Source organism: Arthrobacter sp. M4 (assembly GCF_020251205.1).
Lineage (GTDB): Bacteria > Actinomycetota > Actinomycetes > Actinomycetales > Micrococcaceae > Arthrobacter.
The window spans coordinates 268,774-292,772 of sequence record NZ_JAIWYX010000002.1 but is presented as its reverse complement, the minus strand read 5'-3'; the positions used below and the strand labels follow the sequence as shown (position 1 = coordinate 292,772).

Sequence of the window (23,999 nt, the reverse complement as noted above, 5' to 3'; positions counted from 1 at the left end):
GGTCCCGGCTGAGCCGGAACCCTCTTTTGAAGCATGCTGATAATTCGCTAACCGACGATTGACGCCCGGTGTGAATTGGCAGGCTAGATAACGGTGACGCCAGTGGCCTGGGGGCCCTTGGCACCCTGGCCGATTTCGAACTGAACGCGCTGATTCTCGTCAAGCGTCCGGAAGCCGTTGGACTGAATCTCGGAGTAGTGAACGAAGACGTCGCCTTCAGACTCGTCAGGGGTGATGAAGCCGAAGCCCTTTTCAGCGTTGAACCATTTGACGGTTCCGAGTGCCATTCTCTTTATCTCCTCATTGTGGAACTTGCCTGGTCAGGCACACCTCGTACCGACCTCCGTTACTTCGCGAGAAGACATGGCCCCCATCCAGTCCAACTGGCTGGTGTTGCACAAGCTCCACGCTCGCAACACGTCTTGCGAGCATGAAAAACACCTACACAAAGACTGGTACAAGACTTTCATGGGGGATGCATGAGGTCAACGGTCTAAGGAAAAAAAGCCACAAAAATTGTGTAAAGAGGAGGTTAATCCGGCTTGTTCCGCAAAGCGGTCAAATATGACCGTTGTCGCCGGGCTGCGTTCCGCATGGGAAAGCCAAATTCGAAGTTTGATTGAATTAGCCCACGTTCAGCAACATGCCGAATCAAAGCCAAGCCTTGGCAGTTAAAAAGTGATGCAGGAACTCGCCTTCCCTAAAGATGAACGCCTAGCGCAGGCATCGGTGTTGTGCCGCGTTTAGTTAAACTGACCGGTTCACGCGAGCCATTCACCCATTCGCAGGACCGCGGCGAGCTCCAGGTCCTCACTGAGTACTACGGCATCAGCCCTGAGCCCGCGCCGCAACCCGCCGACTTCGTCTTCGAGTCCAAGGACTGCGGCTGGAACGCTGCTGGCCGAGCGAACGGAGTCTGTCAGGTCCACTCCGGCTCGCACGGCGTGGCGGACGACATCGAGCATCGTGGCGGTGCCGCCCGCAATGGCGCCAGTTGAATCGAGCGTGGCCACGCCGTTGGCGACTGTGACCGGCGACGGTCCCAGCATGTAGTTGCCATCGGCAAGGCCTGCGGCGGCCATCGAATCACTGACCAGCACGATGTTGGAAGACCCTACGAGCTGGAACACCGTAGCCACCGTAGCGGGGTCCAAGTGTGTGCCGTCCGCAATGAGTTCAAGCACTGCACGTCCTTGCTGTGCCGCACGCAGGCAAGCGGCAATGGGTCCCGGTGAACGGTGGTGCAGCGGAGGCATTCCATTAAAAAGGTGAGTAACGGTTGGCAGTGAGCTGACGCCGTCGAACCCTGCGGACTCCAGGCCCTCCCGAGCGGCGGCCAGCGAGGCAGCCGCTGTTGCGTCGTCGCAATCCGTGTGGCCGAGCGACGGGGTCACGCCATGGGAAGTCATAAGGTCCACCAAGGCGGCAGTTCCGGGGAGTTCCGGGGCATAAGTCATTGTGGCGAGCTTCCCGGCAGCTGCTGTCACCAGCTCTTCCATGAGGCCAAGGTGCGGGTCCAGGAGGTACGCCGGATTCTGGGCGCCGCACCGCGCATGCGACAGGAACGGTCCCTCGAGGTGGATGCCGGCGACGAGGCCTTCCTCTGCGAGGCGGACGAACAGTTCAATTCCGCGAAGCAGGTCCTCGCGTTGGGCGGTCACCATGCTGGCCAGTAGCGTGGTGGTGCCGGAGGCATGGAGGAAACTCAAGGCTTGCCGAGCGGAATCCTCGTCGCCGCTGGGGAAGTCACCGCCGTTGCCGCCGTGGCAGTGAAGGTCCACCAGTCCGGGAAGGATGTACCGCTTGGCCGGAAGGTCGTGCCGTTCGGTCCCCTCGAAGCCGGATGCGTCGAAGTCCGCGGCAGGGCCAGCGTACGCAATTCGGTCGCCGTCGACCGCCAGGAGCGCATCCTCCACGAGTGCGCCGTCACTCACTATGGTCCCGGTGATAATCCGTCGGACATCGGAAGGGTTAGGGGCCTGGCTGAGGGCAGTCATGAATCGATTTTAGGGGTGCGGCACACGCCGGTCAGAACAGCCGCGACTCGCTGTCGTCCACGCCGCGCATGGCGTCATAGTCAAGGGTGATGCAGTCGATCCCACGGTCCGTGGCCAGGACTTTGGCTTGTGGCTTGATCTGCTGGGCGGCAAAGATGCCCCGCACCGGAGCCAGCAGGGGGTCGCGGTTCAAGAGTTCCAGGTAGCGCGTCAGTTGCTCCACGCCGTCGATGTCGCCCCGCCGCTTAAGTTCGACGGCGACAGTGGCCCCGTTGGCGTCGCGGGCAAGGATGTCCACCGGTCCAATAGCCGTGAAGTACTCCCGTCGAATCAGGCTGTAGCCTTCGCCTAGAGTCTCGATCTGCTCCGCCAGAAGACGCTGGAGGTCGGCTTCAACTCCGTCCTTGATGAGTCCGGGGTCGCTGCCGAGTTCGTGGGACGTGTCGTGGATCTGCTCGTGGATGTTGATAATCAGCCGGTCATCCGACTTTGCCGACTGCACCGTCCACTGTTCAACAACGCCGTCTTCGAGCTCTGCTTCATGGGGCATGGTGACGCGCACTGTGGCAGGGGGACTCATCCAGTTGAGGGGCTTGTACGAGCCTCCGTCAGAGTGAACCAGCACCGAGCCATCTGCCTTAACAAGGAGTAGTCGCTTGGCGAGCGGCAGGTGGGCCTTCAGGCGGCCCACGTAATCAACGGAGCATCGGGCAATGACAAGTCGCACCGGACCTACATTACCGGCATCAAAGGCTTCAAACCGTCATCGACGCGTTGCACGCAGCTGCCGCTGGCCTGTGCCGCGGACAGGGGGAGAGTGCAGACGGAATGTCCGGACGGAGTGGTCGGGGTGCCGTGGCGCGGCCAGGCGGAGTGGTCGGGGTGCCGTGGCGCGGCCAGGCGGAGTGGTCGGGGTGCCGTGGTGCGGCCAGGCGGAGTGGTCGGGGTGCCGTGGTGCGGCCAGGCGGAGTGGTCGGACGGAGTGGTCGGGGTGCAGTGGCGCGGCGGGCTGGACAGCGCTGGCAGCTGACTCGGGGCAGAATGGGAGCATGCCCCGCTCCAATCGACCCCGCCGGCCGTCGTCGGGCCGAAGCTCCAAGTATTACGGCGACGTTCCCGACCTTGACCTGGAACGTGCGCGGGCGGGGATCGCCCGGCGCGAAAGCGCGCCCGACGGAGACTGGATGGTGCGCACCATGACGGCGCGCAACGCCGAGAAGGAGTACATCTGCCCGGGGTGCTCCACGGCCATCCTGCCCGGAATCGCGCATCTTGTTGTCTGGTCCGACGACCACCTGTTCGGTGAGGCTGCAGGCTTGGCGGAGCGGCGGCATTGGCACAGCAACTGCTGGAACGGCCGCAATTACCGGTATCGCTGAGTCCCGTAGGCTTGAAGGCATGACTTTCGACCCCGCCTCGTTTGTGTTTTCCCAGCCCGCGGAGCCCACCCCCATCCGGGCTGCCACTGTCCTTCCGGCCCGCCGTGAGAACGTGGAATTTACGACGGCGGACGGAAAGCGGCTTGTTGGGGAACTTGCCTTGCCGGAGTCGGGTCCTATCACTGCCACTTTGATCACTCTCCACCCGCTGCCGACCCACGGCGGTTTTATGGATTCCCACGTCTATCGCAAGGCGTCCTACCGCTTGCCGGCCCTGGCCGGCGTCGCCGTGCTGAGGTTCAACACCCGTGGTACGCACTCACCGCGCGGAACCAGCGAAGGGCAGTTCGAGGAAGGCATTGGTGAGCGCAACGATGTTGAGGCAGCTGTGCAGTTCGCGGTGGACCGTGGCTTGCCCAACCGCTGGCTGGTTGGATGGTCCTTTGGTACCGAGCTTGCCCTGATGTACGGCGCGGTGGATCCCGTTGCCGCCCAGGTGGAAGGCGCCATCCTGCTCTCCCCGCCGCTGCACCGCGCCACCGATGTCCACCTTAAGGAATGGGGTGCCTCGGGGAAGCCGCTGACAGTTCTGGTCCCTGAGTTTGACGACTATCTCCAGCCCGAGGAAGCTGCCTCCAGATTCAGCCTGGTGCCGCAGGCACGGGTGGTTGGCGTGGCCGGTGCTAAACATCTGTGGATCGGGGAGAAGTACGCCGGACGTGTCCTCAACGAACTTGTCGATGATGTGACGGAAGCCGGCTCAGGGGCATCCGGACTGCCGCAGGTATGGTCCGGTCCCGTGGCCACTGCGGCTTAGCCGACCATCAGGTCCTGCGCGTTTTGGTCCTGATCATCAATGCCGGTCTTGGCGGACGATGTAGACCTCTTTGATAAGGAGCATGATCGCGGCCGCCGTCGGAATGGCGATTAGTGCGCCCAGTACTCCGAGCAAGCTGCCTCCGGCGATGACCGAAATTACCGCGACGGCGCCTGGCACCGCGACGGCCCGCTGCATGATGCGCGGCGAAACGAAATAGGCCTCGAACTGGAGGTAGGCGAAGTAGCAGATGGCATAGATCAGGGCTGTCTGCCAGCCGAGGGTGAGCGCCACAAGGATGACCACCACCCCAGCGATCATTCCGCCTACCAAGGGGATGAACGCCAGCAATGCCACCACAAAGGCCAGGAGGACTGAGAAAGGCACGCGGAGGATGGACATCACAATGAACGCGAACAGCGCGTTCAGCAGGGCAACGCAGGCCTGGCCGATCACATAATTGCCTACCGAGGCGGTAATGGCCTCCGATAGCGCTTCCACACGCGGTCGTCGGGAGCGGGGAGCCAGCCGATAAGCCCATTTCTTCATATTGGGCAAGGCCGCCAGGAAGTACAGGCTGAGGACCAGGACGATCAGGGTTCCGAAAAGGCTGTTGGCCACAGTGGAGCCGAAGCCCACGACTCCGCCAAAGATGCCCCCGACTGCCTCCGGGTTCTTAACGAACTTGTCCAGCTCCTGGGTGATGCGGTCCCTGACCCCGAACTGCTGGTCGACATTGCGGAAGAATTCGGAGTCCAGGAAGCTGCGGATCCACTCCGGCGCTTGCTTCACCAGTTCAGAGACCTGTTCCACGATGGTTGGGATCAGGGTTGCGAAAAAGCCGGTGACGGCAAGGATCAATACAGAGACGCTGACCACGATTCCCACGGACCGTGGCAGGCTGCGTGCTTCGAGCCATCGCACTACGGGATCCAAGCCCAGGGCTATGAATAATGCGGCCACAATCCACAGGAGCAGTTGTGCCGTAGTGGTGCCGATGTAATAGACCAGCAGGGCCACACCAACACCGACGGTGCCCATAAATCCGAGGTAAAGCGGGTGCTGCTTGGACATGCGCGGCCCGGGGGCGCCAAAACGCGTTCCATCGCCTGCCTCGGCGTGATGCTCCGCTGGAGCAGGTTCAACGTCCTCCGGAGGCATTTCGAAGCGAATCCTGGGTTGCGCGCCCGGGAGGGGTTGGCGGAGACGGCGCAGGACCCGTGCAAGGGCCGCTGGAGCGCGGGGTGTCGTTGGGTCAGCCGGGGTTGGATCCTGCTGCTCGGTCACTGCGCTTCTGCCGCCTTTGTCCATTCGATTTCTATGCTGGTACGTGTCGTAATCAGCCGCCAATGTGGCGGGTTGTGACGATCATCGCAAACACTATCAGCAGCCTGTAATCTCGCGGGTAAAGCGGGGGTTGGGCAGGTTCCATAAGGCCTCCCTGGGGGGCCCGGGCTGAGCGATTGGTAACGAAACGGTTACTATTGAGGTTCAACCACCGCTGATGATAGGTATTTCTGTGCGCTTGAAGACTGCAGTTTCGCTGGTCCTGATCGGACTGCTGACACTGCTGGCCGGCATCGGCCAGTTGACCTTCTGGGCCCCGTCCGAGACCGTGACAGCAACGGCCCCCGGAGACACGAAGGCCGCCCCCCTGACCGTGATCGACTCGAAGTTGCGGACCCTGAACGGTGGTCCGGTGAAGTTCACCATCAAGGGTGACGGCAACTTCGTCCTCGCGGCGGGAAGGCCCGACGACGTGGAAGCCTGGGTGGGCAAGACAGCCCGCAACAAGGTCACGGGAGTCTCCGATGACAACAAGGCCCTTAGCGTGGAGCACGCTGACGGCGAGGCGACCGCCCCGTCGCCTGCCGCATCCGATCTCTGGGTCTCCACCGAAAACGCCAGCGGTGAGCTCGAATACACCTGGAACCCGCCGGCCGGCGGCGAGTGGTCGCTCCTTTTGGCCAGCGACGGCACCAAGGCGGCGCCGTCGTCGATCTCCATGACCTTCCCCAATAACGCGACGACGCCTTGGGCCGCACCCCTCATTGTCATTGGCATCCTGATCATTGTTGCCGGAGCGGCCCTGCCGTTCGTCGGTAGGCTGCTGTCGCGCCGCGGCAGCGGTGGGGACGGCCCCGGTGACGCCGGTGGAAGCCCGGTACCTGACGACCACACGGCTGCAATCCCCACCCAGGCCGCGCCCACCGTCCACCACAACCAGGGAGACGCCACCCGTGGCCCTGGCAAGTCCCTTCGCGTGTCCGCCGTGGCTGCCGCCCTTGCGGCCGTCCTGGTAGGCGGAACCGCCGTCGGAGCGCAGGCCAGCAAGACGCCGCAGCCCTCACCGTCGGCGTCCGATGCAAACGCTGGGACGGACTCGGGCGATCCAGTGGTAGTCGACGCGCAGCTTAAGCGCATCCTGGAACAGGTGGCCAGCGCAGTCGCGGCCGGAGACGCCGCCAAGGACGCTGCCAAGCTGCAGCCGCGCGTTGACCGTATGGAGCTGCAGGTCCGGACGCAGAACTACAAGATCCGTTCCCAGGTGGGCAGCTACGAGGCCCGCATGCCCGTCCGCGCCAGCAAGCTTCTAACCAAGGTGGTCAGCAGCAAGCGGGAGTGGCCGCGCACCGTTGTAGCCGTGACCCAGGGCGACGGCAACGTGGTTCCACAGGTATTGACCTTGGTCCAGGCCGGTCCGCGTGAGAACTACAAGCTGTGGAATTCGGCGCCCCTCCAGCCCGGAACCAGCTTCCCCTCTATTCCGGCAGGCTCTACGTCGGCGCTGGCTCCCGGGGACAAGGGAGACCTGCAGTTCAGCGGCAAGGATGCCCTCACTGGGCTTGCCGACCGACTGAACAACCCCAACTCGGCGTTCAAGGACAAGCTGACGGAGAGTTCGTCGTCGCCCTATATCTCCGGAACGCTTGCGTACCAGGCGGACACGGTCAAGAACGGAGCAAACGGAACCTTTGCCTTCTCCCACAAACCGGTGGACGGCGACACCCAAGTCTTCCGCACGGCGGACGGCGGTGCTTTGGTGATCGGTCGGCTTGAGTTCGCTTTTGACGGCACGCCGAAGGCGGAAGGCGACAAGCTGGTCCTCAATGAGGACTCCGCGGTCTTCGCGGGTGGCAAAGAGACGAGCACCGGCATGGTTCTGAACTTTGCTGAGTCCGTTGCGGTTTATGTTCCGCCGGCGGGGTCCAAGGATCCCATGCGGCTCGTTGCCGCCACGCGCGGCCTGGTGGGTGCCAGCTTCAAGTAGGCCTCGCCCAACAAAGACCCGGCTGGCGGCGGTGGAGCGTCAGGGGCAGCGGCTAGAGTGGACCATATGAGTTCGCCTGGATCACGCCCCGCCCCACCTGCCGCCAGCACGCTCAACCTGCGCGGCGCCGTCGATCTTTCCTCGCTCCGCCGCCCTGCTCCGGCTGCGCCGACGGCTGGATCTCCGGCCTCTGGCGAAGCCGGTGGTGCGCCGGAAGGGACGCCGCAGCTTCGCGTCGACGCGACGGAAGCCAACTTCCAGAGCCTGGTGCAGCTGTCCGCGCAGGTGCCGGTGGTTTTTGTTCTCTGGTCCCAATACGCGCCGGAGTCCTCGGGTCTCCTGGACACCATGGAGCGGGTCATCACCGGCCTTGGCGGAAAGGTTGTCCTGGCGGCAGCCGACGTCGACGCTTTCCCCCAGCTCGCCCAGGCCTTCCAAGTCCAGGCGGTGCCAACAGCGCTTGCCGTAGTCAAGGGGCAGCCGGTTCCGCTGTTCCAGGGCGGTGCTTCCGAGCAAGAGATCCGTGCCCTGATGGACGAACTGCTCAAGGTGGCAGCTGCAAACGGAGTCTCCGGTAGCGTTGGCGGCGCCCAGCCCGGGGAAGCTGCAGCGCCGCCGCCACTTCCGCCACTTCATCAGGCTGCTTTCGACGCCATTGAAGCGGGCGATTACGACGCCGCAGCCGCTGCCTATCGGCAGGCTCTCGCCGAAATGCCGGCGGACTCCGAAGCCAAGGCTGGCCTGGCCCAGGTGGAGCTCATGCAACGACTGGAAAAGGTTTCCGCCCCGGAGGCTGACGCCCTTCGCCAGCGCGCGGCGGAGCAGGCCGACAATCTTGAGGTGCAGTTGGCAGTGGCAGACCTGGATGTATCCGGCGGCCATGTGGAGGATGCCTTCAACCGGATTGTCGCGTTCATCGGACGCCACCACGGACCCGAGCGAGAGACGGCCCGCGTGCGCTTGCTGGAATTGTTCGACGTCGTTGGCATCACCGATGAGCGGGTAGCGAAGGCACGGCAGAACCTGGCCAGGGTTCTGTTCTAATGGCATCCTCGGCCCTCTTCACGCCGCTCACGCTGCGCTCCTTAACCCTTCCCCACCGCGGGTGGGTTTCGCCGATGTGCCAGTACAGTTGTCCGCCGGAAACTGGCGAAGGTGTGCCGAACGACTGGCATCTTATGCACCTTGGATCGTTTGCCGCCGGCGGCGCTGCGCTAATCCTTACGGAGGCTTCTGCAGTCAGTCCGGAAGGGCGCATCAGTCCCTTGGATGCAGGTCTCTACAACGACCAGCAGGCATCCGCGTGGGCCAGGATAACGGATTTCGTCCATCGGCACAGCGCCGCAGGTGCACGGATCGGGATTCAGCTTGGGCACGCCGGCCGGAAGGCATCTACCTACGCGCCGTTTTCGGAGTCCAAGGGGACTGTCCCACCGGCGGAAGGCGGGTGGGAGACGATTGGTCCCGGCAGCCAGGCATTCGACGGTTACAGGGCGCCCCGCGCCATGCATGAGGACGAAATCCGAAAGGTCATCCAGGACTTCCGTTCGGCCGCCGTGCGTGCGGTTGACGCCGGATTCGACACCGTGGAAATTCATGCCGCCCACGGCTACTTGCTCCACCAGTTCCAAAGCCCGCTGATCAACAACCGCACCGATATCTGGGGCGGAAGCGAAGAGAACCGCAACCGCCTGACCCTCGCCGTGATTGACGCGGTCCGCGGCGCCATCCCGGATGGTATGCCTCTCTTGCTCCGCATCTCGGCGAGTGACTGGGCCGACGGCGGCGTGGACATTGACGCGTCGGTGCGCCTCTCGAAGGCGGCTGCTGAGCGGGGCGTTGACTTAGTGGATGTGTCCAGTGGGGGAGCAGTTCCTCATCAAAACATTCCGGTAGGGCTCGGCTACCAGACGGCCTTCTCGGAGAAGATCCGGCGCGAGGCCGGAGTAGCCACCGGAACCGTTGGATTGGTGACGTCCGCCACCCAGGCGGAACACTCATTGGCAACAGGCCAGGCCGACGCCGTGTTTATCGCCAGGGCAGCGCTGCGCGATCCGCATTGGTGGCTGCGCGCGGCCTTCAGCCTTGGACATGACCTCGAGTGGGCGCCCCAATACCGGCGGGCCATACCTCGGCACGTGTTCTGATCCCGGGATAGGGTTGTGCCATGACGGACCAGGGTTCTGCCTTCCCGCCTCATTCGGCGCAGCCGTCAGGCGATCCTGCGCCGCAGGGGCCACGGCAGATTGGAGCGCCACAGGCGGACGCGCGGCGGGGAGACGCTCGGCAGGGAGACGCTCGGCTCCCCGAGCCGTTGCCGGAGAACGCGCATGTGCCGGCACTTGCACTGCGCGGAGTCGCCAAGCGTTTCGGCGGGAAGATCGCAGTCGACGGGATCAGCCTGGATGTCCCTGTGGGGTCCTTCTACGGTGTTGTCGGTCCAAATGGCGCGGGTAAGACCACCACGCTCTCAATGGCAACGGGGTTGCTTCGCCCGGACTTTGGTACGGCGCATGTGCACGGCGTGGACGTGTGGGCCCATCCCCTGGAAGCAAAACGCCTCATGGGCATATTGCCGGATGGCGTGCGACTGTTCGATCGGCTCAGCGGCGAGCAGTTGGTGACCTACGCCGGCCTATTGCGCGGAATGGACCGCGACGTTGTCCGTTCCCGCGTGGCAGACTTGCTCGCAGCCTTAGACCTCCAGCAGGACGCTGGAACGATGGTTGTCGACTATTCGGCCGGCATGACCAAGAAGATCGCGCTTGCCTCCGCGCTCATCCACGCCCCGAAACTGCTGGTGCTGGATGAGCCCTTCGAGTCGGTCGATCCGATTTCCGCGGCCAATATTCGTAGCATCCTGGACAGTTACGTAGCCTCCGGCGGCACGGTGATCGTATCCAGCCACGTGATGGACCTCGTGCAGCGGATGTGTGACCACGTCGCCATCGTCGCTGCCGGGCGGGTCCTGGCTTCCGGCCGCACTGAGGAAGTGCGGGCCGGATCGAGCCTGGAAGAGAGGTTCGTGCAATTGGTCGGTGGAGGTCATCGTGCGGGGGGACTGGAATGGTTGCGCACCTCCTGAGCTTGAAGTGGCGGCTGCTCCTGAATGGATTCCGCCGCAGCCCCGGGCAACTCGTTGGCATTATCATCGGCTCGCTTTACGCCTTGGGCGTGGTGGCCGTCCTGGTGTTCGCACTTTTCATCCTTCGCTGGGCGCCTTTGGACGTGGCAGCGGCTGCGGTCACCCTGGGTGGTGCCGCCGCCATGCTGGGCTGGAGCCTTGTACCCCTGGTTGCGTCGGCCGCCGACCTGACCCTTGACCCTGCACGCTTTACGACGTCGGCAATTCCTGCGCGTGAGTTGCTGGCGGGACTTGCGCTGGCCGGCTTCATCGGGCTGCCCGGCATCGCCACCGCAATGGTCTCCCTGGCAACTGTTTTTACCTGGAGCCGAAGCTTCGCTGCCGCTTTTGGTGCTTTGGTAGGGGCCGCAATGGGGGCGCTGACCTGTGTGGTGCTCTCCAAAGTGGTGACGACGGCTACCGCGAGCCTTGCTTCCTCGCGGCGGTTCAAGGACATCAGCAGCATAGTGTTCATCGTTCCGCTAATGCTCCTCGGTCCGATTTTCGCGGGCGTAGTGTCGGGCGTTTCAGAGTCTGCAAGCTTCCTGATCGACTTGTCGGAGGTGGTTTCGTGGACTCCGTTGGGTGCCGCCTGGTCTCTCGGGGCGGACCTCGCTGCGGGCAACTTACTGGCGTCCTTGGCCAAGTTCCTTGTGGCCGCCTTGACGTTGGCGGTGCTCTTTGGGGCGTGGCATTTCCTGCTGCAACGGGCACTCGTCACTCCTCCCTACGCCGGGAGTACGGCCAGGAAGGGCGGCAGGCTCGGCCTTTTCCGTGCGCTACCTGCACATCCTGCGGGAGCCGTGGCAGCGCGTGCGCTGTACTACTGGCTCCGGGACCCGCGCTACGCCGGCTCCCTGGTGGTGGTTCCGTTGCTGCCTGTCCTCTTGATCTTCCCCGTGGGTCAGAGCGGCACATCCGCTCCACTGTTGGTGCTTGGTCCCTTGACGGCCTTCCTCCTGGCGTGGTCCATCTCCGCGGATGTGTCCTACGACAGCACTGCCTTTGCCTTGCACCTTGCCAGCGGTGTCAGGGGAGTGCATGACAGGCTTGGCCGGGCCCTGGCCTGCCTGTCCTTCGCGCTGCCCGTGACCCTGATTTTCACGGTTGGCTCGGTGGCCATGGCCGCACAGTGGGAATTGCTGCCGGGCATGCTTGGCTTGGCAATCGGCGTCCTGTTGTCGGGCCTTGGCCTGTCTTCGGTCGTGTCGGCCCGCTACACAGTCGCGGTTCCGCTGCCGGGTGAAAGCCCGTTCAAGAAACCACCGGGTAACGTTGCCCAGACCATCGCTGTGCAACTGATTGGGATGCTGGTGCTGACACTTCTGGTACTGCCCGAGGCAGCGATCCTCGTGTGGCAATTGGTTTCCGGTACAGGGGTTGCCGGATGGATCAACCTGCTGCTTGGGACGGTACTTGGATCAGTGCTGTTCGTGGTCGGTATTAGCCTGGGTGGCCGATGGCTGGATGCCCGGGGGCCGGAGCTTTTCGCGGAGCTATCGGCAAACAGGTGAACTTGCTCGCTAACCTCTAAACAACAGCAACACGGCGGACTCCGCGTGCGCCGTCCAAAAGAAAGGCCATGGCGTTGGAAGTTGTTATCCTCCCTGGCACCCGTCAAATCGCCGGTTTGGCGGCCGACGCCATAGAAGCACTGTTGCGGCGCAAACCCAATGCCGTCCTGGGCCTCGCCACAGGTTCGTCCCCGTTGCCCATCTACGACGAACTGGTGCGCCGCCACGCTGAGCGCGGACTGGACTTCAGCCAGGCACACGGTTTTGCGCTTGACGAATACGTGGGACTCCCGCCAGGCCATCCGGAGTCGTATCGGGAGGTCATTCGTCGCGAATTCACCAACCGGATCAACATCCAGCCGGAGAACGTCCACTGTCCCGATGGCTCAGCCGAGGACATCCCGGCAGCGTGCCAAGCCTATGAAGACGCCATGACTGAGCTTGGAGGCGTGGACCTCCAAATCCTCGGGGTCGGAACGGATGGCCATATCGGCTTCAACGAGCCGGGGTCGTCCTTTACCTCGCGGACACGCATCAAATCCCTCATCGAACAGACGCGGAAGGACAATGCCAGGTTCTTCAAAGGCCTCAGCGAGGTTCCCCACCACGTCGTTACCCAGGGGCTTGGCACCATCATGGACGCCCGGCATGTGATCCTGGTGGCGACAGGCGCCCAAAAAGCGCAGGCAGTCCGCGATTTCGTGGAGGGGCCGGTGGCAGCAATCTGCGCCGCATCCATACTGCAGTTCCACCCGCACGCCACCATCCTGATCGACGAGGCGGCTGCCTCCTCGCTCAAGTTGGCGGACTACTATCGGCATACCTTCGACAACAAGCCGAAGTGGCAGGGACTCTAGCGGCTAAGATGGATGGCATGACTACGCTGCCCCCGGATCCCTTCGAAAACGACCCCATGCGCGAGCTTTCCGGTCCCGGAGCGTCCACCGCCACCATCGAGCGCGAGGAACTCCGGGAGGAACTTGAGCCCGGCGACCGCGAGCGATTCGCGCACTACGTGCGCAAGGAAAAAATCATGGAGTCCGCCATGACGGGTGAGCCGGTCATTGCCCTGTGCGGCAAGGTTTGGACTCCCGGCCGCGACCCACGCAAGTTCCCTGTGTGTCCCACATGCAAGGAAATCTACGAAGGCCTTCGCCCTGGCAACGAAGGCGGGGACAAGGGCGGCCCGGGTAACTCCAAGTAGTGGAGGCGGGACCGCTTTCTCCCGCCTTCCGGTCGCTGACGATCGGCATCATTGCCCTCGTCAGTTGTGTAGCCTTCGAGGCGATGGCGGTCACCACAGCGATGCCGCTAGTGGCCAGGGACCTTGGCGGTGAGTCGGCCTACGGCCTGGCGTTTTCCCTGTTCCTAACGGCGTCCCTTCTTGCCACTGTGGCTGCTGGGGCTTGGTGCGACCTGAAAGGGCCACGGGCCGCGCTTCTGGCTGGCCTCCTCCTCATGGGTGGGGGACTGGCGGTGTCCGGGACGGCTTTTTCCTTTGTGACGATGGTGTTGGGAAGGGCAGTGTCCGGCCTCGGTGGCGGGTTCCTGATCGTAGCGCTTTATGTCATCATCGGTGAGGCCTATCCGGGCGCGGCCCAGGCCGTCGTCTTCGGATGGATGTCAGCTGCGTGGGTGCTGCCCTCACTGATTGGGCCCCTCGTATCGGGCTACCTCGCGCAAAGCGTCAGCTGGCGGTGGGTCTTCCTGGGCGTCATTCCCATCATCGCCGCAGCCTTGTTCCTTTTGTGGCCGCGACTGCGTAGTCTGAGGCCTCCGGCACAACCCACCATGGACGCTTCTTTCGGCCGGCGCCGCAGTGTGCTTGGGCTGATCCTCGCACTGGGGGTATTCGCAATCCAATGGTCGTTCCATGCGGGCGGTTCCGGAGTTCCCGGATGGCTGGCCGCCGCCGTCGGCACTGCCGGTGCGGCAGCCGTCGTCGTCGGCGTCCCGCGGCTCCTGCCGCCCGGAGTTTTCACCATTCGGCAAGGATTGCCGAGCGTCATGGTGACACGGGCCATTCTGGCCCTTTCTTTTTTCGGTGCCGAGGTGTTTGTGCCACTGATGCTTGTCACGGTGCATGGACTCCCCGCCGCCCTCGCCGGCCTGGCGCTGACTGGCGGCGCGCTGGGGTGGTCCGTCGGGGCATTCGCCCAGGGCAAGGCTAAGATTGAACGTCACTGGATTCTGGTGGCCAGTACGCTGGCTGCAGGCTTGTCTCTCGGCAGCCTGGCCTTGCTGACCCTGCCCGGCGTTCCACTCTGGCTGGTCATGCTGGACTGGTCCGTTGCCGGGTTGGCGATGGGCGCGGCATTGTCCACAACGTCAGTGCTCGTCCTTAAGCTTTCGTCACCGAGTGATCGCGGTCGCAATTCTGCTTCGTTGCAGTTGGCAGACCAGCTTGGCTCAGTGGCAGGTACGGCCGGTGCCGGGGCGGTCTTTGCCGCCCTGCATGCGCCGGAACATCCGGAACAGATTGGTGTTTTTGTGGTTATTTGGGTTTCGCTGGGGGCCATCGCCCTGCTGGGCATTCCGGCAGCTGCACGAAGCCGGGTGGCGGCCGGAGCACCCGGCCAGGCGATCGAATCGAAGCAGGTGGAGTCGGCGTGACTGAGACCCTATTCGGCGGACCCGTTCTGCCCCCGGCGTATCCTGAACGCGCAGCCTGGGGAACGGCGCCCAAACTCCGGGCCTGGCAGCAGGAAGCGCTGGACCTTTATCTGACGAGAGCGCCCAAGGACTTCCTGGCCGTGGCAACGCCGGGCGCCGGCAAGACCACGTTCGCGCTGCGCGTGGCGTCCATCCTGATCGATTCCGGGGTCGTCAACCGTGTGGTGATCGTGGCGCCGACGGACCACCTTAAGCGGCAGTGGGCCGATGCCGCGGCCCGGGTAGGCATCGCGATCGACCCCAACTTCAAGAACTCGGACGGCCAGCATGGCCGCGGCTTTATCGGCGTGGCAGTCACCTATGCCCAGGTGGCCAGCAAACCGCTCCTGCACAGGGCAAAAACCGAGGCCGCACGAACGCTGGTGATCCTTGACGAAATCCACCACGGCGGCGAGGCGCTGTCGTGGGGCGACGGCCTCAGGGAAGCGTTCGACCCTGCCGTTCGACGGTTGGCGCTGACCGGCACGCCTTTTCGCTCGGACACTTCCCCCATCCCGTTTGTGGACTACGTCGAGGATCGCGAAGGGATTCGGCGTTCCAAGGCCGACTACACCTATGGCTACGGCAATGCCCTGCGCGACCACGTGGTCCGACCAGTCCTGTTTATGGCCTATTCCGGCCAGATGCGGTGGCGCACCAGCGCCGGAGATGAGATGGCGGCCTCGCTTGGCGAGGCCGCTGTCACGAAGGACGTCACCTCCCAGGCCTGGCGGACTGCCCTGAATCCGGCCGGGGAGTGGATCCCGGCCGTGCTGTCCGCGGCTGACAAGCGGCTCAGCGAGGTTCGTCGCACGGTTCCGGACGCTGGCGGCCTGGTCATAGCAACGGACCACGAGGATGCGCGGGCGTATGCAGGGCAGCTGAAGAAGATTACGGGGGAGTCCCCCACAGTGATCCTCTCGGATGATGCCAAGGCCTCCAGCAAGATCGAGGAATATTCCGACGGCGACAAGCGCTGGATGGTTGCCGTTCGTATGGTGTCTGAAGGCGTTGACGTTCCCAGGCTGTCTGTTGGTGTTTACGCAACGTCCACTTCCACGCCGTTGTTCTTTGCCCAGGCCGTGGGACGCTTTGTGCGTGCCCGCAAGCGCGGCGAGACGGCGTCCGTCTTCCTGCCGTCAGTGCCGCCGCTTTTGGCCCTAGCCAACTCGATGGAAGCGGAGCGGGACCACGCCCTTGACCGTCCGCAGCAGGACGAGGACGGTTTGTTCGACGCCGAAGAGTCCTTGATGGCAGAAGCCAACCGTGAGGACAAGGCCTCGGACCAGCTCACCAAGGGCAAATTCGAGGCATTGGATTCGCAGGCCTCGTTTGACCGTGTACTTTTCGACGGCGGCGAGTTCGGGACCGGAGGAGACATCGGTTCCGAAGAGGAATTGGATTTCCTTGGTATTCCCGGACTGCTCGACGCCGAGCAGGTGGGCGTGCTCCTTCGGCAGCGCCAGCACGAGCAGCTGTCCCGGAAGAAGAAGCCCGCGCAGTCACCATCCGATGCTCCGGCCGTCCCGGACCACCGCCTGCTGATGGACCTGCGCAATGAGCTGGCTAAGAATGTGTCGGCATGGAGTGCCCGGACGGGAACGCCCCACGGAGTCATCCACAACAAGCTGAGGGACGTTTGCGGTGGCCCTGCCGTGGCCCAGGCAAGCGAGGCGGAACTCAAGGCCCGGCTGGCAAAGCTGCGGGACTGGTTCGTGGGTCGGCAGTAGGGCCCGCCGCTCAGTAGGAGACTCAGTGGGAGACTTCGACCTCGACGCCGCCGAGTTCCAGTTCGGCGATGGTCTCGCTGAGGTCCGGTGCAATCCCGGCCGTCAGGTCTCGCAGTACCGTCACGGAGTATCCCGCTTGCACGGCGTCCAGCGCTGTGGCTTTCACGCAATAGTCGGTGGCGATTCCCACAACGACGACGTCCTCCACGCCGTGGCTCTGCAGCCAGTCGTCAAGGCCAATGGCGTCCTTGGCTGATTCCTCGTCCGTCCCGGCGTCCTCGGCGGGGCCGGCGCCGGGAGGAGCAGCGGACCGGCCCATGGCCGCCCCGCCCGCGGGAACCTCGTCCTCCGGGGTAAGGACACCTTCGAACCCCGAGTAGGCCGCTGCGAACTGTCCTTTGCGGAAGAATGCCTGGATGTATTCGGTGTCCAGCTCGGGATGGAGTTCCGCACCCCGGGTTCCCGCAACACAGTGCGGGGGCCAGCTGTCGATGAAGTCGGGCTGGTCCGCGAAGTGTTCCCCCGGTTCAATGTGCCAGTCCTGGGTGGCCACAATGTGGTCGAAATGGCGGTGGTTGGCGTCGACGTATTCGCTGATGGCGCCTGCCACCGCGGCGCCGCCCTCGACTGCCAGCGATCCTCCCTCGCAGAAGTCGTTTTGTACGTCGACGATGATCAGGGCCCGTGACATCAGTCCTCCTCGAAGACCGTGGGAATCGCCGGTTCTCCTCGCTGCAGCCGGTTGATGACCGACGGGAGCTCGGCCATGGAATCGTCGTGGCGCTTGCCGGCCCGGACCACACCCTCGTGCCCTGTCCAGCCGGGAATCAATTCGCCGTTTTTCATGAACTGCTGCAAGAGCGCGCGGTCATTGCCGTCGTCCTGCGGGCGGTGGCCAATCCCGACGATCTCCTGCATTGCTTTGCCATGGTCGTCGAGCCTGCGGAGGGCATATTTCCTGCCGCCCTTGCTGATCTTGTTTTTGGCCGCCTTCGCAACGGACACGTACTCGCCGTCGTCGTTTGTCCTGCTGACGAGCTTGTAGACCATACTGGCCGTCGGGGCTCCCGAGCCCGTCACGAGTGAGGTCCCGACGCCGTAGGCGTCCACCGGCGCGGACTGTAGGGCCGCAATGGCGTACTCGTCGAGGTCAGAGGTCACCACGATCCGTGTGTTGATGTTCCCAAGGTCGTCCAGCAGTTCCCGGACAGATTGCGCCTGGGCAACGAGGTCGCCTGAATCCAAGCGCACGGCGCCCAGCTTGTCGCCCGCGAGTTCGACGGCGGTCCGAACCGCGTTCTCGACGTCATAGGTGTCCACGAGCAGCGTGGTGCCGGGACCCATGGAGGCGATCTGCGCTTCGAAGGCGTCGCGTTCGCTGTCGTGCAGCAGCGTGAACGAGTGGGCAGCGGTGCCGACGGTCTTGAGGCCGTAGCGCCGCCCCGCTTCAAGGTTGGAGGTGCTCGCGAAGCCGCCGATCACCGCAGCCCGCGCGGCCGACGTCGCGGACTCCTCCTGGGTGCGGCGAGAGCCCATCTCGATGCATGGGCGGCCGTGGGCCGCGCTGGTCATGCGTGACGCCGCGGAGGCGATGGCGCTGTCGTGATTCAGCACAGACAGGAGGTACGTTTCCAGGATGCAAGCTTCGGCGAAGGTGGATTCCACGATCAGGATGGGGGAGTACGGGAAGTAGACCTCGCCCTCCGCATAGCCCCAGACGTCACCGGAGAAGCGGTAGTCGGCAAGGTAGTCCAATGTTTCCGCATTGACCACTGCGTTGTCCTTGAGGAAGGCCAGCTCCTCGTCGCTGAAACGGAAGTTGACGATCCCCTCCAGGAGCCGCCCGGTTCCGGCCACTACGCCGTAGCGGCGGCCGTCAGGCAGCCTGCGGGCGAACGCCTCAAAGACCGAGCGGCGGTGGGCAGCCCCCGAATGGAGCGCAGCCTGAAGCATTGTCAGTTCGTAGTGGTCGGTGTAGAGGGACGTGCGCGGGTGGTCCCAGGCGGCGGATCTACTCACGAATTCACTCTAGTGCGCATCGCCCTAGAATGGACAGATGACCCCTAGCGTTGCGATTGGCACCGACATCGAGGAACGCACGGACACCGAACAGCAGTCTTCCACCAGTATTTTGGCGGCTCCGGAGGTCCCTTGGAACCTTGTCATCTGGAACGACCCCGTCAACCTCATGAGCTACGTGAGCTTCGTCTTCCAAAGCTACTTCGGATATTCCGAATCGAAAGCAAACAAACTGATGATGGAAGTCCACAAAAAGGGCCGGTCGATCGTGGCCCACGGCAGTAAGGAACAAGTGGAGCAGCACGCGGTGGCGATGCATGGCTACGGCCTCTGGGCCACAGTGGAGAAGGCAGCGGGCGGCAGCGCCAGTGGCGATTCAGCAGGGCGGCGTGGCCGTGGCTAAGGCCTTCAAGTACGGACTCAAAGGCATTACCGGCCATCTGGAGCCCGCGGAACGCGAACTCCTGCGCGGCCTGCTGGATGACGTGATTTCCATGTTGGAACCGGAGGAACGTCCGGACCAGGATCCGCTCGCAGCCCTCATCGGCCTGGATATGGACGTCAAGGAACCCACTGACCGCGCGCTGCAGCGCTTGCTCCCCAACGTCATGAAGGACGACGCCGCTGCGTCACTTGAGTTTCGCCAGCTCACCGAACGCTCGCTGCGGGAGAGCAAGGTGGGGGCCCTGCGTGCCACGGCCCTGGGCCTGGACAAGGAAGACCTTGTGCTGTCTCCGGAGGACGCCCGGCATTGGTCCCGGGCCTTGAACGACGTGCGCCTTGTGCTGGCCGAGCGCCTGGATATCCGGGACGAGGAAGACGCCGACCACATCCACACGATGCAGGATTGGTCGCAAGCCGAAGACGTGGAAAGTTACCTCGCCCTGGTCTACAACTTCACTACCTGGCTTCAGGAGTCCCTTGTGCAGGCAATGCTGGCTGCGATGGAGCGCAAGTCGTAGGTTTTGTGCATTGTCACCTGAACTGGTCATAAATGCCATGTGACAAAGCAGACACGTCGCGCAGGCCACAAGTGATGGCCGCAACACTTGGCAGGCCGTATTCTCAATAAATCATGAATTCAGCACCGGGGAATGAACACGCCGTCCCTTCCACTTCGGAAGCCGCGGCGGAGTCCGCAGCCGAAGGGTCCCTGCCCGAAGTCGAGGACCACATGGGGTCCCGTCCCATTGGAGTTTTCGACTCCGGCGTCGGCGGACTGACGGTGGCCCGCTCCATCATCGACCAGTTGCCCAACGAGGCCATCCTCTACGTCGGGGACACCGCCAACGGCCCCTATGGTCCGCTGCCCATCGCTGAGGTCCGCGCCAACGCCCTTGGCGTTATGGACGAACTGGTCGATTCCGGCGTGAAGCTTCTCACCATCGCTTGCAACTCTGCATCGGCCGCGGTCCTTCGTGACGCCAGGGAACGGTATACCGCCAAATACGGCATTCCGGTCATCGAGGTCATCCAGCCGGCCGTGCGACGTGCCGTGGCCGCGACCCGCAACGGCAAGGTTGGTGTAATTGGCACCTCGGCGACTGTCGGATCACGTGCCTATGAGGACACATTCGCCGCAGCCCCGGACCTGTCTATAACGTCTGTAGCCTGCCCGGAGTTTGTCAGCTTCGTGGAGGCGGGAGTCACTACGGGACCGGAACTGTTGGCTGTGGCGGAAGGCTATCTTGCCCCGCTGCGGGAGGCTGGCGTGGACACGGTAGTCCTGGGATGTACGCACTACCCCCTGCTCACCGGCGTCATTTCCTACGTTATGGGCGAGGACGTCACGCTCGTCTCCAGTGCCGAGGAAACCGCCAAGGACGTCTACCGTGCCCTGGTAACACACGGCCTGCAGCGCACATTGACTTCTCCACCCGTGCACGACTTCATCGCCACAGGCGACGCCGCGCAATTCGAAACCCTGGCCCGCCGCTTCCTCGGGCCCGAGGTTCTTTCAGTGCGCCATGTTGACCATGTTGCCGCGCAGTACCCCACCGGGAGCCTGGCCCGAATCACCCCGGAAATGCTGGCGGCAGCAAGGCGAGGCGCTTTGTCCGGCTCCGCCCGCCGGTCCAATTTCGTCGCTGCCGCCGACGGCTGGCCGCACCGTGGAGGCCAGGCCCTGTGAAGTTGACCATTGTGGGATGCACGGGCTCCTTCCCGGGGCCTGGCTCGCCGGCGTCGTGCTACCTGCTGACTGCCGACGACGGGATGCGGCGCTGGAAGATCGTCCTCGACCTGGGCAGCGGTGCCCTTGGCGCCATCCAGCGGTACACAGACCTTGAGGACATTGACGCGATATTCCTGACACACCTGCACCCCGACCACTGCATGGACTTGTGTGGGCTGCACGTGGCAGTGCGGTGGAAGCCTGGCGGCTGGGGGAGGGACAGGATCCCGGTGTGGGGCCCAGCGGCGACCGCGGACCGAATGGCCACAGCCTACGGCCTTGAGCTGGATCCTGGTATGCACGAGGAGTTTGACTTCTCCAACTGGACAGAACGGCAAACAGTGGAGCTGGGGCCGTTCAAGGTCACACCCTACGCTGTCAACCACCCGGTCGAGGAAGCCTACGCGCTCCGGGTAGAGGCCACGGAACCTGGACCGGACGGCCAGCCCGTGACCAGGATCCTTACCTACTCGGGAGACACCGACTCCTGCGCGGGACTTGAGGAGGCAGCAAAGGATTCGGATCTTTTCCTCTGCGAGGCCGCTTTCGAGGAGGGCCGGGACGACGGAATCAAGGACGTCCACCTCACCGGAAAGCGTGCCGGCCAGGCCGCGGCGGCCGCAGGCGCCCGCCGCCTACTGCTGACCCACATCCCCGTTTGGACGTCGCAGACCACCGTTATGGCTGAGGCCAGGCCGGAGTTCGACGGCGACGTGGCTGTTGCAGTAGCAGGCGTCCACTACTCCGTCTAAGGCCATTTCCGGCCGTCCGGGGCCGCCTCCGAAATCGATAAGCTGGAGGCATGACATCTGAAGCCCAAGCAACCCCAGTCATCCGCGCGGATGGCCGAACACCAGACCAGCTCCGCCCCATCAGCATCACCCGAGGCTGGTCCAAGCAGGCCGAAGGATCGGCGCTTATCGAGTTCGGGAACACAAGGGTACTTTGCACGGCTTCACTGACCGAGGGCGTCCCGCGCTGGCTCAAGGGTGAAGGTCGCGGCTGGGTTACCGCCGAATACGCCATGTTGCCGCGCGCCACAAACATCCGCTCCGACCGTGAGTCGGTCAAGGGACGGATTGGCGGCCGCACGCACGAGATCTCCCGGCTGATCGGCCGGTCGCTCCGTTCCATCATCGACACCAAGGCGTTGGGCGAGAACACCATAGTCCTGGACTGCGATGTCCTGCAGGCCGACGGCGGAACACGTACCGCTGCGATTACCGGCGCCTACGTGGCGCTCGCCGAAGCCATCCGCTTCGCTCGGGAGAACAAGTTGATCGCAGACAACGCCGAGCCCCTTACCGACACGATTGCGGCCGTCTCCGTGGGCATCATCGATGGTGTCCCTATGCTGGACCTGCCCTATGTGGAAGATGTCCGGGCGGAGACCGACATGAACGTTGTGGTCACCGGCTCAGGAAAGTTCGTGGAGGTCCAGGGAACGGCAGAAGGCGCCCCGTTTGACCGTGACGAACTGAACGCCCTGCTGGACCTGGCTCTCATCGGAACGGGCCAATTGGCCGCCATCCAGCGCGAAACGTTGGCGGAAGCCCCGTGAGCCCGGACTATCCCGTGAACCCGGACTACCCTGTTAGCCCGGACCACCCTGTCTCCGGCAACCCCACGCTGGCCGGTGCTCCCCGGCTTGTGTTGGCCACCCGTAACACAGGCAAGCTGAGGGAACTCCGGGAATTGCTGCGCGGCCAGGTGCCAGGGCTGGACGTCGATACCCAGGTTATTGACGCGGCCTCCGCCGGGGCTCCCGACGTGGCCGAAACCGGGGTCACATTCGCCGAAAACTCCCTGCTCAAAGCGCGTGCCGTCGCCGAGGCCACGGGCCTGGTGGCGATCGCGGATGATTCGGGATTGTCCGTTGATGTCCTCGGCGGGGCGCCGGGGATCTTTTCCGCCCGCTGGGCGGGTCGTCACGGTGACGATGCCGCGAACCTCCAGTTGCTGCTTGACCAACTGGCCGACGTTCCTGACCAGCACCGCGGGGCTGCATTCGTCTGCGCCGCAGCGCTCGCGGTTCCGTCGTCATCCGGCGATGCACACGAAGTGGTGGAGTACGGCCAGCTGGAAGGCAGCTTGCTGCGGGAACCGCGTGGTGACGGTGGCTTCGGCTACGACCCCATCCTCCTTCCCAGCGGCCTGGACCGCAGTTGCGCCGAGTTGGCACCGGAGGAGAAGAACGCCATAAGCCACCGTGGCAAGGCCTTTCGGGCACTGTTGCCCTCGATCGTGGAGGCGCTTCAATAACCGTTCTGCCTGGACCTTCAGCTCCAGAGGAGATGCAGGAGGCTCCCGTTCAGTTGAACGGGAGCCTCCTGCATCTCAGGTACCTATGTGGCTTTGGAACCCAAGCACCCCATCCGGCGCCGTTGCAGCCCCTAGCGCTCGCCGCGGGCTTTGGGTTCTTGTTCCTCGATGAACTCCCCAACTGCTTCGGTGCCCAGCTTCTCGCCCTGCCGTTTGGCCTGGGCGCCGCGCAATAGCTCGATGCCGATGGGGATGACGGAGACCAAGACGATCACGATGAAGATGATGTCCAGGTTGTCCTTCACCCACGGAACGCTGTCACCGAGCAGGTAGCCCAGCAGCGTGACGCCGCCGCCCCAGAGCACTGCGCCAATAACGTTGAAGATGAAGAATTTGCGCCTGTCCATTTCTGCCACGCCCACGATCACGGGAACAAACGTGCGGATGATAGGCACGAAGCGCGCGAGAATCAGCGCCTTGCCCCCATGCTTCTCGAAGAAGGCGTGGGCGCTTTCGACGTTTTCATGCTTGAAGAGCCGGGAATCCGGCTTGTTGAAGATAGCGGGGCCCGCTTTCCGGCCGATCAGGTAGCCGCACTGGTTCCCAACAATGGCGGACACCACAATGAGCCCGGCGAGCAGCCAGATATTGATTTTGATGGTGTCCGTGGCGACCAGCAGGCCAGCCGTGAAGAGCAGTGAATCCCCTGGGAGGAAGAACCCTACCAAAAGTCCGGTCTCCGCGAAGATGATGCCGCATACCAGCAGCACCACCCAAGGCGCCAAAGCAGGGTCGGCAAGGAAAACCTGAGGGTTGAGCCAGTCCGGGAGGAAGGACGCGAGGTGCGGCTGGACCGGTCCGGCGCCCCCGAGCATGGAAACGGCCGTGTCGCTGATCGCTGAAAAGTTCACTCCCCAAGCCTACTGGAGAAGGCTGAAGGCACCCTTAAACAAGGCGCCCCGACTCTCCAAAATGCGTCATGCCCTGAAAGGCCAAAAGTGCGCCACGCCCAGGGGCCCGAGCCGTGCCTGCCACGGATCCGGCCACTTGCGCCTGTAATC

General features: G+C 63.7%; 24 protein-coding genes. 17 read left to right on the top strand and 7 right to left on the bottom strand.

Annotation, left to right across the window (positions count from 1 at the left end):
* Positions 1-83: 83 nt before the first annotated feature.
* From LD110_RS04985 to nucS, 3 genes are all read right to left on the bottom strand, one after another.
* Positions 84-287: a cold-shock protein gene (locus LD110_RS04985; protein ID WP_225496787.1), complete on the bottom strand. Its 204-nt coding sequence runs from the start codon at positions 285-287 to the stop codon at positions 84-86.
* A gap of 474 nt (positions 288-761) precedes the next feature.
* Positions 762-1,997 (bottom strand): N-acetylglucosamine-6-phosphate deacetylase, encoded by a 1,236-nt coding sequence (locus LD110_RS04980; protein WP_225496786.1) that lies wholly within the window; start codon positions 1,995-1,997, stop codon positions 762-764.
* A 31-nt stretch (positions 1,998-2,028) separates the two neighbouring features.
* Positions 2,029-2,724 (bottom strand): endonuclease NucS, encoded by a 696-nt coding sequence (nucS, locus tag LD110_RS04975; RefSeq protein WP_225496785.1) that lies wholly within the window; start codon positions 2,722-2,724, stop codon positions 2,029-2,031.
* Positions 2,725-3,046: 322 nt separating this feature from the next.
* Between nucS and LD110_RS04970 the strand changes: the two genes are divergently transcribed.
* Both LD110_RS04970 and LD110_RS04965 read left to right on the top strand, forming a co-directional pair.
* A complete protein-coding gene (locus tag LD110_RS04970) occupies positions 3,047-3,376 on the top strand; it encodes an ATP/GTP-binding protein (RefSeq protein WP_225496784.1) in 330 nt (109 codons plus the stop codon).
* 19 nt (positions 3,377-3,395) lie between these two features.
* Positions 3,396-4,193 carry an alpha/beta hydrolase gene (locus LD110_RS04965; RefSeq protein WP_225496783.1) on the top strand — a complete coding sequence of 266 codons (798 nt, stop codon included), beginning with the start codon at positions 3,396-3,398 and terminating at the stop codon, positions 4,191-4,193.
* A gap of 36 nt (positions 4,194-4,229) precedes the next feature.
* On the opposite strand, the gene LD110_RS04960 is transcribed toward LD110_RS04965, so the two are convergent.
* Positions 4,230-5,504, bottom strand: a complete 1,275-nt coding sequence (locus LD110_RS04960; protein ID WP_374200301.1) for an AI-2E family transporter — start codon at positions 5,502-5,504, stop codon at positions 4,230-4,232.
* A 193-nt stretch (positions 5,505-5,697) separates the two neighbouring features.
* On the opposite strand from LD110_RS04960, the gene LD110_RS04955 reads away from it, so the two are divergent.
* The 9 genes from LD110_RS04955 to LD110_RS04915 all read left to right on the top strand — a co-directional run bounded on the left by LD110_RS04955 (position 5,698) and on the right by LD110_RS04915 (position 16,484).
* Complete coding sequence (locus LD110_RS04955) at positions 5,698-7,464, top strand: hypothetical protein (RefSeq protein WP_225496781.1); 1,767 nt, start codon at positions 5,698-5,700, stop codon at positions 7,462-7,464.
* 66 nt (positions 7,465-7,530) lie between these two features.
* On the top strand, positions 7,531-8,508 hold the full coding sequence (locus LD110_RS04950) for a tetratricopeptide repeat protein (RefSeq protein ID WP_225496780.1): 978 nt from the start codon (positions 7,531-7,533) through the stop codon (positions 8,506-8,508).
* Positions 8,508-9,611 carry an NADH:flavin oxidoreductase/NADH oxidase gene (locus LD110_RS04945; protein WP_225496779.1) on the top strand — a complete coding sequence of 368 codons (1,104 nt, stop codon included), beginning with the start codon at positions 8,508-8,510 and terminating at the stop codon, positions 9,609-9,611. Before LD110_RS04950 ends, LD110_RS04945 begins: the two co-directional genes overlap by 1 nt.
* A gap of 20 nt (positions 9,612-9,631) precedes the next feature.
* On the top strand, positions 9,632-10,549 hold the full coding sequence (locus LD110_RS04940; protein ID WP_225496778.1) for an ABC transporter ATP-binding protein: 918 nt from the start codon (positions 9,632-9,634) through the stop codon (positions 10,547-10,549).
* A complete protein-coding gene (locus LD110_RS04935; protein WP_225496777.1) occupies positions 10,531-12,102 on the top strand; it encodes a transporter in 1,572 nt (523 codons plus the stop codon). Before LD110_RS04940 ends, LD110_RS04935 begins: the two co-directional genes overlap by 19 nt.
* A 74-nt stretch (positions 12,103-12,176) precedes the next feature.
* Complete coding sequence (gene nagB / locus LD110_RS04930; RefSeq protein ID WP_225497320.1) at positions 12,177-12,959, top strand: glucosamine-6-phosphate deaminase; 783 nt, start codon at positions 12,177-12,179, stop codon at positions 12,957-12,959.
* 8 nt (positions 12,960-12,967) lie between these two features.
* Entirely contained in the window at positions 12,968-13,306 is a 339-nt protein-coding gene (locus LD110_RS04925) for a DUF3039 domain-containing protein (protein WP_225497318.1), read from the top strand.
* Positions 13,306-14,715 carry an MFS transporter gene (locus LD110_RS04920; protein ID WP_225496775.1) on the top strand — a complete coding sequence of 470 codons (1,410 nt, stop codon included), beginning with the start codon at positions 13,306-13,308 and terminating at the stop codon, positions 14,713-14,715. The genes LD110_RS04925 and LD110_RS04920 overlap by 1 nt, the downstream gene beginning before the upstream one ends.
* Positions 14,712-16,484: a DEAD/DEAH box helicase gene (locus LD110_RS04915; RefSeq protein WP_225496773.1), complete on the top strand. Its 1,773-nt coding sequence runs from the start codon at positions 14,712-14,714 to the stop codon at positions 16,482-16,484. Before LD110_RS04920 ends, LD110_RS04915 begins: the two co-directional genes overlap by 4 nt.
* A gap of 22 nt (positions 16,485-16,506) precedes the next feature.
* On the opposite strand, the gene LD110_RS04910 is transcribed toward LD110_RS04915, so the two are convergent.
* Together LD110_RS04910 and LD110_RS04905 are read right to left on the bottom strand one after the other, a co-directional pair.
* Complete coding sequence (locus LD110_RS04910) at positions 16,507-17,175, bottom strand: isochorismatase family protein (RefSeq protein WP_225496771.1); 669 nt, start codon at positions 17,173-17,175, stop codon at positions 16,507-16,509.
* Positions 17,175-18,503 (bottom strand): nicotinate phosphoribosyltransferase, encoded by a 1,329-nt coding sequence (locus LD110_RS04905; protein ID WP_225496769.1) that lies wholly within the window; start codon positions 18,501-18,503, stop codon positions 17,175-17,177. The genes LD110_RS04910 and LD110_RS04905 overlap by 1 nt, the downstream gene beginning before the upstream one ends.
* 37 nt (positions 18,504-18,540) lie before the next feature.
* Between LD110_RS04905 and clpS the strand changes: the two genes are divergently transcribed.
* From clpS to rdgB, 6 genes are all read left to right on the top strand, one after another.
* The gene (gene clpS / locus LD110_RS04900) at positions 18,541-18,906 is read left to right on the top strand and encodes an ATP-dependent Clp protease adapter ClpS (protein WP_225496767.1); all 366 of its coding nucleotides are present in this window, start codon (positions 18,541-18,543) and stop codon (positions 18,904-18,906) included.
* Complete coding sequence (locus LD110_RS04895; RefSeq protein WP_225497316.1) at positions 18,899-19,465, top strand: DUF2017 domain-containing protein; 567 nt, start codon at positions 18,899-18,901, stop codon at positions 19,463-19,465. Before clpS ends, LD110_RS04895 begins: the two co-directional genes overlap by 8 nt.
* A gap of 212 nt (positions 19,466-19,677) precedes the next feature.
* Positions 19,678-20,634 (top strand): glutamate racemase, encoded by a 957-nt coding sequence (gene murI, locus LD110_RS04890; RefSeq protein ID WP_225497314.1) that lies wholly within the window; start codon positions 19,678-19,680, stop codon positions 20,632-20,634.
* Positions 20,631-21,428 (top strand): MBL fold metallo-hydrolase, encoded by a 798-nt coding sequence (locus LD110_RS04885; RefSeq protein WP_225496765.1) that lies wholly within the window; start codon positions 20,631-20,633, stop codon positions 21,426-21,428. The genes murI and LD110_RS04885 overlap by 4 nt, the downstream gene beginning before the upstream one ends.
* A 50-nt stretch (positions 21,429-21,478) precedes the next feature.
* Positions 21,479-22,237, top strand: coding sequence for a ribonuclease PH (rph, locus tag LD110_RS04880; RefSeq protein WP_263854928.1), 759 nt, complete (start codon positions 21,479-21,481; stop codon positions 22,235-22,237).
* 68 nt (positions 22,238-22,305) lie between these two features.
* Entirely contained in the window at positions 22,306-22,938 is a 633-nt protein-coding gene (gene rdgB, locus LD110_RS04875; protein ID WP_225497310.1) for an RdgB/HAM1 family non-canonical purine NTP pyrophosphatase, read from the top strand.
* A gap of 131 nt (positions 22,939-23,069) precedes the next feature.
* On the opposite strand, the gene LD110_RS04870 is transcribed toward rdgB, so the two are convergent.
* Positions 23,070-23,834 (bottom strand): DedA family protein, encoded by a 765-nt coding sequence (locus LD110_RS04870; protein ID WP_225497308.1) that lies wholly within the window; start codon positions 23,832-23,834, stop codon positions 23,070-23,072.
* Positions 23,835-23,999 lie beyond the last annotated feature (165 nt).